5 protein-coding genes and 1 pseudogene are annotated in these 7,191 nt (G+C 73.8%); 4 read left to right on the top strand and 2 right to left on the bottom strand.

Annotation, left to right across the window (positions count from 1 at the left end; all coding sequences use genetic code 11):
• The 4 genes and pseudogenes from ACFY7E_RS30530 to ACFY7E_RS30515 form a co-directional block, all read left to right on the top strand.
• Positions 1 to 591: pseudogene (locus tag ACFY7E_RS30530) on the top strand (hypothetical protein); the annotation flags it as partial.
• Positions 592 to 599: 8 nt separating this feature from the next.
• On the top strand, positions 600 to 1,394 hold the full coding sequence (locus ACFY7E_RS30525) for a thioesterase II family protein (protein WP_389490507.1): 795 nt from the start codon (positions 600 to 602) through the stop codon (positions 1,392 to 1,394).
• Complete coding sequence (locus ACFY7E_RS30520; RefSeq protein ID WP_389490504.1) at positions 1,372 to 2,514, top strand: acyl-CoA dehydrogenase family protein; 1,143 nt, start codon at positions 1,372 to 1,374, stop codon at positions 2,512 to 2,514. Before ACFY7E_RS30525 ends, ACFY7E_RS30520 begins: the two co-directional genes overlap by 23 nt.
• 30 nt (positions 2,515 to 2,544) lie before the next feature.
• Entirely contained in the window at positions 2,545 to 3,684 is a 1,140-nt protein-coding gene (locus ACFY7E_RS30515; protein WP_389490502.1) for an acyl-CoA dehydrogenase family protein, read from the top strand.
• Positions 3,685 to 3,749: 65 nt separating this feature from the next.
• On the opposite strand, the gene ACFY7E_RS30510 is transcribed toward ACFY7E_RS30515, so the two are convergent.
• Both ACFY7E_RS30510 and ACFY7E_RS30505 read right to left on the bottom strand, forming a co-directional pair.
• A complete protein-coding gene (locus ACFY7E_RS30510) occupies positions 3,750 to 6,914 on the bottom strand; it encodes an amino acid adenylation domain-containing protein (protein WP_389490511.1) in 3,165 nt (1,054 codons plus the stop codon).
• Positions 6,915 to 6,926: 12 nt separating this feature from the next.
• On the bottom strand, positions 6,927 to 7,103 hold the full coding sequence (locus ACFY7E_RS30505) for a hypothetical protein (protein WP_389490500.1): 177 nt from the start codon (positions 7,101 to 7,103) through the stop codon (positions 6,927 to 6,929).
• Positions 7,104 to 7,191: the final 88 nt, after the last annotated feature.

Below are 7,191 nucleotides of genomic sequence, written 5' to 3'. Positions count from 1 at the left end.
GTCATCCGCCCCCAGACCGCCGAACACCCCGACTACCGCGGCTACGCCGGACAGATCGCCGCCGGAACCTTCCACGTCGGCGAAGAAGTCACCGTGCTCCCCGCGGGGCACACGAGTCGCGTCAAGGCCATCGACGTCCTGGGAGTTCCCGCGGACACCGCACGGGCCGGTCAGTCCGTCGCCCTCCACCTCACCGAGGAGCTGGACGTCTCCCGGGGCGACATGATCGTCCGCACCGCCGAGGCGCCCCGGGTCGTGCAGGACGTGGACGCGACCGTCTGCCACGTCGCCGACCGGCCGCTCACGGTCGGCCAGCGGGTCCTGCTCAAGCACACCACCCGCACGGTCAAGGCGATCGTCACGGACATCCCCTCGCGGCTCAGGCTCGATGACCTCTCCCAGGACGCCGGTCCCGGGGAACTCGTCGCCAACGACATCGGCCGCGTCCGGGTGCGCACGACCGAGCCGCTCGCGCTCGACGCGTACGCCGATTCGCGGCTGACCGGCTCCTTCCTGCTCATCGACCCGGCCGACGGCACCACCCTCGCCGCCGGCATGGCGTCCACGCCCGCCGCTCCCGTCACGAGGTGATCCCCGGTATGGCCCCTTCGCCCCGTCCCCCACGCTGGCTGCTCCGCAAGCCCAAGGACGAAGCCCCCGCCCGGCTCTTCTGCTTCCCGTACTCCGGCACGGGAGCGTCGATGTACCACCGCTGGCCGCAGCGGATCGGCCCCGCCGAGGTGTGCCTGATACAGCTGCCCGGCCGTGAGAACCGCGTGCGCGACCCGCACTACGGCACGTACGAGGACCTCGCGGAGCCGCTGGCCGAAGCGCTGCTCCCCCATCTGGACCGGCCCTTCGCCTTCTTCGGCCACTGCGGCGGGGTGCTGCCCGGCTTCGCCACGGCGCTGCATCTGCGGGACCGGGGCATGCCCGTGCCCTCGGCCCTGTTCCTCTCCTCCCAGGTCCCTCCGCACGAGGGACCGTTCGGCCGCTTCCTCGGCATGTCCGACGAGGAACTGGCCGTGGAACTGGCCGAGCTGACGCGTGCCATGGGCGGTGAACCGCATCCGGCGCTGATCGAGATGAACCTCGGCGTGCTGCGCGCGGACGTGGACGCCAACCGCGCCTACCGCCTCGACAAGCCCGTGCGCCTGCCGTCCGCGCTCCACGCGATCGGCTGGGACGCCGACGTCGAGATCCGGCCCGACCGGATGAGCGGCTGGAGCGAGTACGCCGAGCCGGGCCGCTTCCACCCCTGTGTGCTCCCCGGCGAGCACTACACGTTCCTGGACGCGCCCGAGGCGCTGACCGAGGTCGTCGCGGCCGGCATGCGGCGCGTACTGGACGAGCACGGCGAAGGAGGGCCCGATGCTTCTGGAACCGACGCCTGAGCAGCGGACGTACCGCGACGCCGTGCGCGCCGTCCTCGGCACGGACGAGACGCGCGCCGAGGCGGCGGCGGTACGCGCCCGCCCCGGCACCGAGGGCGGCCTCCTCGACGTCTACCGCCGCCTCGGGGAACGCGGCCTGCTGGCCCCCAACTGGCCCCGCGAGTACGGGGGCCTGGGGGCGGGCATCGCCGAGAAGGCGATCCTCACCGAGGAGCTGATCGCGCACGGCGTGCCCGACATCGCGCACACGCTCAGCATCGACATCGTCGGCCTCGCGGTGCTCCTGTACGGCAGCGAGCGGCAGAAGACGCGGCTGCTGCCGCCCATCGCCCGCGGCGAGAGCATCGCCGGTGTGCTCTTCAGCGAACCCGAGGCGGGCTCGGACCTCAGTGCCCTGCGCACCAGGGCGGAGAAGGACGGGGACGGCTGGCGGCTCTTCGGCACCAAGGTCTACAGCGCCAAGACGCACCTCGGCGACTTCGCGCTGTGCGCCGCGCGGACCACCGAGTCCGGCGTCCGCTTCCACGGCATCACGGTCTTCCTGGTCCCCCTCCGGTCCCCGGGCGTCGCCGTCGAGCCGCTGTGGAACATCGGTGACGAACGCTTCAACCGGATCACGCTCTCCGGCATCCGGCTCACGGCCGACGACGTCCTCGGCGCGGTCGACGACGGCTGGCACCTCATCGGCGAGGTCCTGGGCCTCGAACGGACCGGCATCGAGTTCCAGGCCAAGGCGCGTCACTGGCTCGACGCCGTCCTGGACGCCACCGACGGCTCCGACCCGGTCGCGGACGAGCGCCTGGTGGCCCTCGACGCCGAGGTCACGGCCGCCCGCCTGCTCGCCTGGCGGTGCGTGGACCACCTGCGCGACGGGCAGCCCGACGAGGTGCACTCGGCGATGGCCAAGTACGCGGCCGGCGAGACGGCCCGCCGGGTCGCCTCGACGGCCGCCGAGCTCTGCGGCCTCGACGCCCTCCTCGCCGGCGACGACGAGGAGGCGGCAGGCCTCGCGGTCCTGGAGGCCGCCGCCCGGGAGGCACCCGGCCTCACCCTCGCCTCCGGCACCTCCGAGGTCATGCTCACCCTGATCGCCGCAACCGGACTCGGCCTGCCCGGCTGAGCCCCCGACACGGACTGGGAACCACCCGCCATGGATGTCACCCCCGCCCCCGAGCACACAGCGCTCCGGCAGATCGTCACCGACGTGTTCGACGACGAACTCGCCCCTCTCGTCCGGCGGATGGCCGATCGCCCCCGCCACACCGACGCCCCCGCCGACGGACCGGACGACGCGGACGTCCGCGCGATGGTCTGGCAGGCACTGACCGATCTGGACGTCCTGGCCCTGAACCAGTCGCCGGTCCCCGGCGCGCTGCGGGGACTGCAGAGTCTGGCCGTGGTCGCCGAACGGCTCGGCGAGGTCCTCTACCAGGGGCCGTTCGCCGACACGGTCCTCACCTCCGAGGCACTGCTGCGCACGGCCCCGGGTTCCTCCCGTGACACGCTCCTCAAGCGGATCGCCGCCGGTACCTCGGTCGCGGCGGCGATCCGCGACGGTCGCCCCGACCCCGGCGGCGCTCCCCTCTCCGTGGACGCGACCGGGCGGCTGCTCACCGCGGAGCGGCGTTTCGTCGTGTGCGCCGCCGAGGCCGACCTGCTCCTCGTCACGGGCCGGACGGCCGCCGGAGAGTTCCGCACCGCCCTGGTCGAGCGCGACGACCCCACCGTACGGCTGCGCCGGCAGGAGGAGCTGAGCCGCGGTGAGCTGTACGCGGTGGGGCTGGCCGGCACCCCGGTCCTCGCGTGGCTCGACCTCGACGAGCGGGACTGGCGGGAGCTGACCGGCTCGGCCCGGGTGCTGCAGGCCGCCCACCTCGTCGGGCTGAGCAGGGGGGCGCTGCGGCTCGGTGTGGCCCACGCGGGCGAGCGGCACCAGTTCGGCGGCCCGATCGGCCGGCAGCAGTCGCTCGCCTTCACGCTGGCTCGTCTCGCCACTCGGACCGACTCCGCCCACCTGCTCACCCGGGCGGCGGCGTGGGAGGCCGACCGGGGCGGGGACCACCGCCTCACAGCGGGGCAGTGCCTCGCCATGGCGGGTGAACTGGCCCGTGACACGGCGCGTGACGTGCTCCAGGTGCACGGTGCCCACGGCCTCACCGAGGGGTGCGACGCCCAGCTCTTCTACCGGCGGGCGGCGCTGGACTCGCTCGCCCTGGGCACTCCGGCACAGCTGCGCGCCGATGTCCTCCCCCTGCTCCGCGCGCGCCGCAGGACCTCGCCGCCCGTGTGATCCGCCGACGCGGAAGGGCGCCGGACCCCTCGGGGTCCGGCGCCCTTCCGCGTGTCTCCGGAGGATCAGCCCTCCTCCCTGAGCAGCCGGTCGAGCTCCTCCTCCGAAAGACCGGCGATCTCCGCCTCCAGGGCCGCCTCCAGAGCCGCTTCCTCCGCGGCCGCGTCCGCCAGGTGCTGGTCGATCCTGGCGGCCAGGTCGTGGAGCGCGGAATGCGCGAAGAGGGTGCGGGGCTCCAGGTCGATGGAGAGGGAGTCCCGGATGCGGGAGATCAGGCGGGTGACCTGGAGCGAATTGCCGCCGAGGTCGAAGAAGCCGTCGTGGCTGCCGATGCCGGCCGCGGGAACGCCCAGGAGCTGCGCCCATATGTCCGCGAGGACCTGCTCGGTGGGGGTGCCGGGCGCCACGTGGACCCGGTCGCCGGCCTGCCGGGGAGCGGGCAGCGCCTTGTGGTCGAGCTTGCCGTTCGGGGTGAGCGGCAGCGCGTCGAGGGCGAGGATCTGCGCCGGGACCATGTGCTGGGGCAGCGAGTTCATCAGCGCGCCGCGGAGCTTCTCGGTGTCGGCGCCGGTGCCGCTCTCCAGGACGGCGTACCCGATCAGCCGTGCCTGCGGCGTGCCCGGCAGGTCGACCGTGACGACGGCCTGCCGGACCCCGTCGAGCCGGATCAGCGCGTGCTCGATCTCGTCGGGTTCGATCCGCAGGCCGCGGATCTTGACCTGGCGGTCGGCGCGGCCCCGGAACTCGAGGTTGCCGTCCGCGCGCCGGACGACCACGTCACCGGTGCGGTACATCCGTTCGCCGACGCCGGTGAAGGGGTCGGGCAGGAAGCGTTCGGCCGTGAGGTCCGGGCGGTTCAGATAGCCGCGCGCCAGGCCGGCTCCCGCGACGTACAGCTCGCCCGGCACCCCGATCGGGACGGGCTCGTAGGAGTCGTCGAGCACGTAGGCCCGGTGGTCGTCCATCGCGGTGCCGATCGGCGGCGGCGCGGTCAGTCCGCCGGGCGGGCAGAGGTAGTCGATGCAGGCCACCGTCGCCTCGGTCGGGCCGTAGCCGTTGTGGAACGCGCGCTTCCCGGTCGCCCAGCGGTTGACCAGTTCCGCGGGGAAGGCCTCCAGACCCACGAACAGCGCCCGGAGTTCGGTCAGCGGTTCGGGGTCGAGGAGCCGGAGGACGGCCGGCGGCACGTCGGCCACCGTGACGCCCTCGCGCCGCATGAGGTCCTGCAGCCGGTCCGGGTCGAGCAGGGTGGTCCGGGGCGCGCCGACCACGGTGGCTCCCGAACCGAGCGCGCCGTAGAAGTCGAAGACGGACACGTCGAAGGCCGGGTTGGCGAACTGCAGCAGCCGGTCGCCCGGGGCGATCCCGAACAGCTCCCCGGCGTTGAGCACGAAGGTGGCCGCCGCCCGGTGGGATATCATCACGCCCTTCGGCGCGCCGGTCGATCCCGACGTGTAGATGACGTAGGCGAGGTCGTCCGGGGAGTTCACGGCGTGCGGCGCGGTGGCGGGAGCGGAGGCCAGGCGCTGCCGCACCGCCGGGTCGTCCAGGCTCAGCACCGGTGTGCCGGCCGGCAGGCCGGCGGCGAGCACGTCGGTGGTGATCACCACCCGGGCGCGGGCGTCGCCCAGGTACACGGCGACGCGTTCCCGCGGATGCTGCGGGTCCAGCGGCAGGAACGCCCCGCCGGCCTTGAGCACGGCCAGCTGCGCGACCGGGATGTCGGGGCCCCGGTCGAGGAACAGCCCCGCCACGGTGTCCGGTCCGATGCCGAACTCGTCGCGCAGCAGGTGCGCGAGCCGGTTCGCGTCCGCCTCCAGCTCCCGGTAGGTCAGCTCCGCGCCCTCGAAGCGCACGGCCGGCAGGTCGCCCGCGGCACGGGCCTGCCGCTCGACGAGCTGGTGCAGCAGGCCGTCCCCGGCCCGGTCGACGGGCGCGGGGTTCCAGCCCTCGATCAGTCGCCTGCGCTCGTCCTCGGGCACCAGGCTCACGGCGGACAGCCGCAGCCCGGGATCGGCGATCACCTGTTCGAGCACGTGGCGGAAATGTCCCACCAGGCGTTCCATCCGGTCCCGGTCGAAGAGTTCCGTCGAGTACTCCAGCCAGACGCCGAGCCGGCCGTCGGTGCCCTGGTTGACCTGGAAGGCCAGGTCGAAGCGGGTGGTGCCGTTCTCCACCGGCACGCTCTCGACGGCCAGGTCGCCGAGGGCGAACTCGCCGACGACCGACCCCGTCAGCAGGGTGAAGCTGATCTGGAACAGCGGGTTCCGGCCGGGTACGCGCTCGGGGCGCAGCTCCTCCACGAGGGTGCCGAAGGGAACGTCCTGATGGGCGAGGGCGCCGAGCACCACCTCCTTGCACCGTGCGACCAGGTCCCGGAAGGTGGGGTCGCCGGCGATGCTCGTCCGCAGGACCAGGGTGTTGGCGAAGAAGCCCACCAGCGGCTCGGTCTCGCTGCGGGTGCGCCCGGAGAACACCGAGCCCACCGCGAGGTCGTCCTCGCCCGTGTAGCGGCCGAGCACGGCCAGGAAGGCGGCCTGCAGGACCGCGAGCAGCGGGGCGCGCTCGGCGCGGGCGAGCCCGGCGACGGCGGGGCCCAGCTCGTCGGGCAGTTCGAGTTCGAGCTCGGCGCCCGCCCAGGCGGGCTGCGAGGGGCGGGGCCGGTCCGTGGGGAAGTCCAGGGACGGTACCGCGTCGAGGGTGTCGCGCCAGTAGTCGAGCTGTTCGCGCAGGGCGCCCCCGGCCAGGCGCCGGCGCTGCCAGGCCGCGTGGTCGGCGGGCTGGATGTCGAGGGGGCCGAGCTCCCCGCCCTCGTACAGCGCGGCCAGCTCGTGGGTGACCACGCCGACGGACCAGCCGTCGACGACGATGTGGTGCAGGCAGAGGGCGAGGACGTGTTCGTCGTCGGCGAGCCGCAGGAGGTGCGTGTGGAAGAGGGGTCCCGTCTCCAGGTCGAAGGGGGCCCGGGCGCGCTCTTCCGTCCAGGCGCGGGCCCGGGCCTCGCGGTCGGCCGGGGGGAGCCCGGACAGGTCCGTGACCGGGAGCCGCCAGGTGTCCGGTGCCTCGTCGATCACCTGGTAGGGCACGCCGCGCTCCGCGCCGAACCGGGTGCGCAGCGCCTCGTGGCGCACGACGAGGCGGCGCAGCGCCTCGGTGAGCGCGGCCACGTCGAGCCGGCCGCGCAGCCTCAGGACGATCGGGACGTTGTAGACCGGATCCTCGGCGGCGATCTGGTGCAGGACCTACAGGTGGCGCTGCTGGTCGGACACCTCCAGCCGTCCCGTGCGGTCGACGCGGTCGATGCGGTTCTCCTTCGCCGCGCCGGCCCGCTGCCGGCTCAGCTTGGCCTCCAGGAGCGCCTTCCTGATGTCGGCGAGCCCCTTCTTCTCGGGCGCGGTGTCCGATCCCGTGATGGTCATTCCTCATTCCCTTCGCGCCCTGTCGGGGCTGTGAGTCCGAACTGTCCTGCGTGGGGGAACCGCCGGTCGCGCCCGCGGGCACCCGGTG

Source organism: Streptomyces sp. NPDC012825 (assembly GCF_042900925.1).
Classification (GTDB): domain Bacteria; phylum Actinomycetota; class Actinomycetes; order Streptomycetales; family Streptomycetaceae; genus Streptomyces.
The sequence above is the reverse complement of the archived record's forward strand: the minus strand, read 5'-3'. Positions and strand labels throughout refer to the sequence as shown.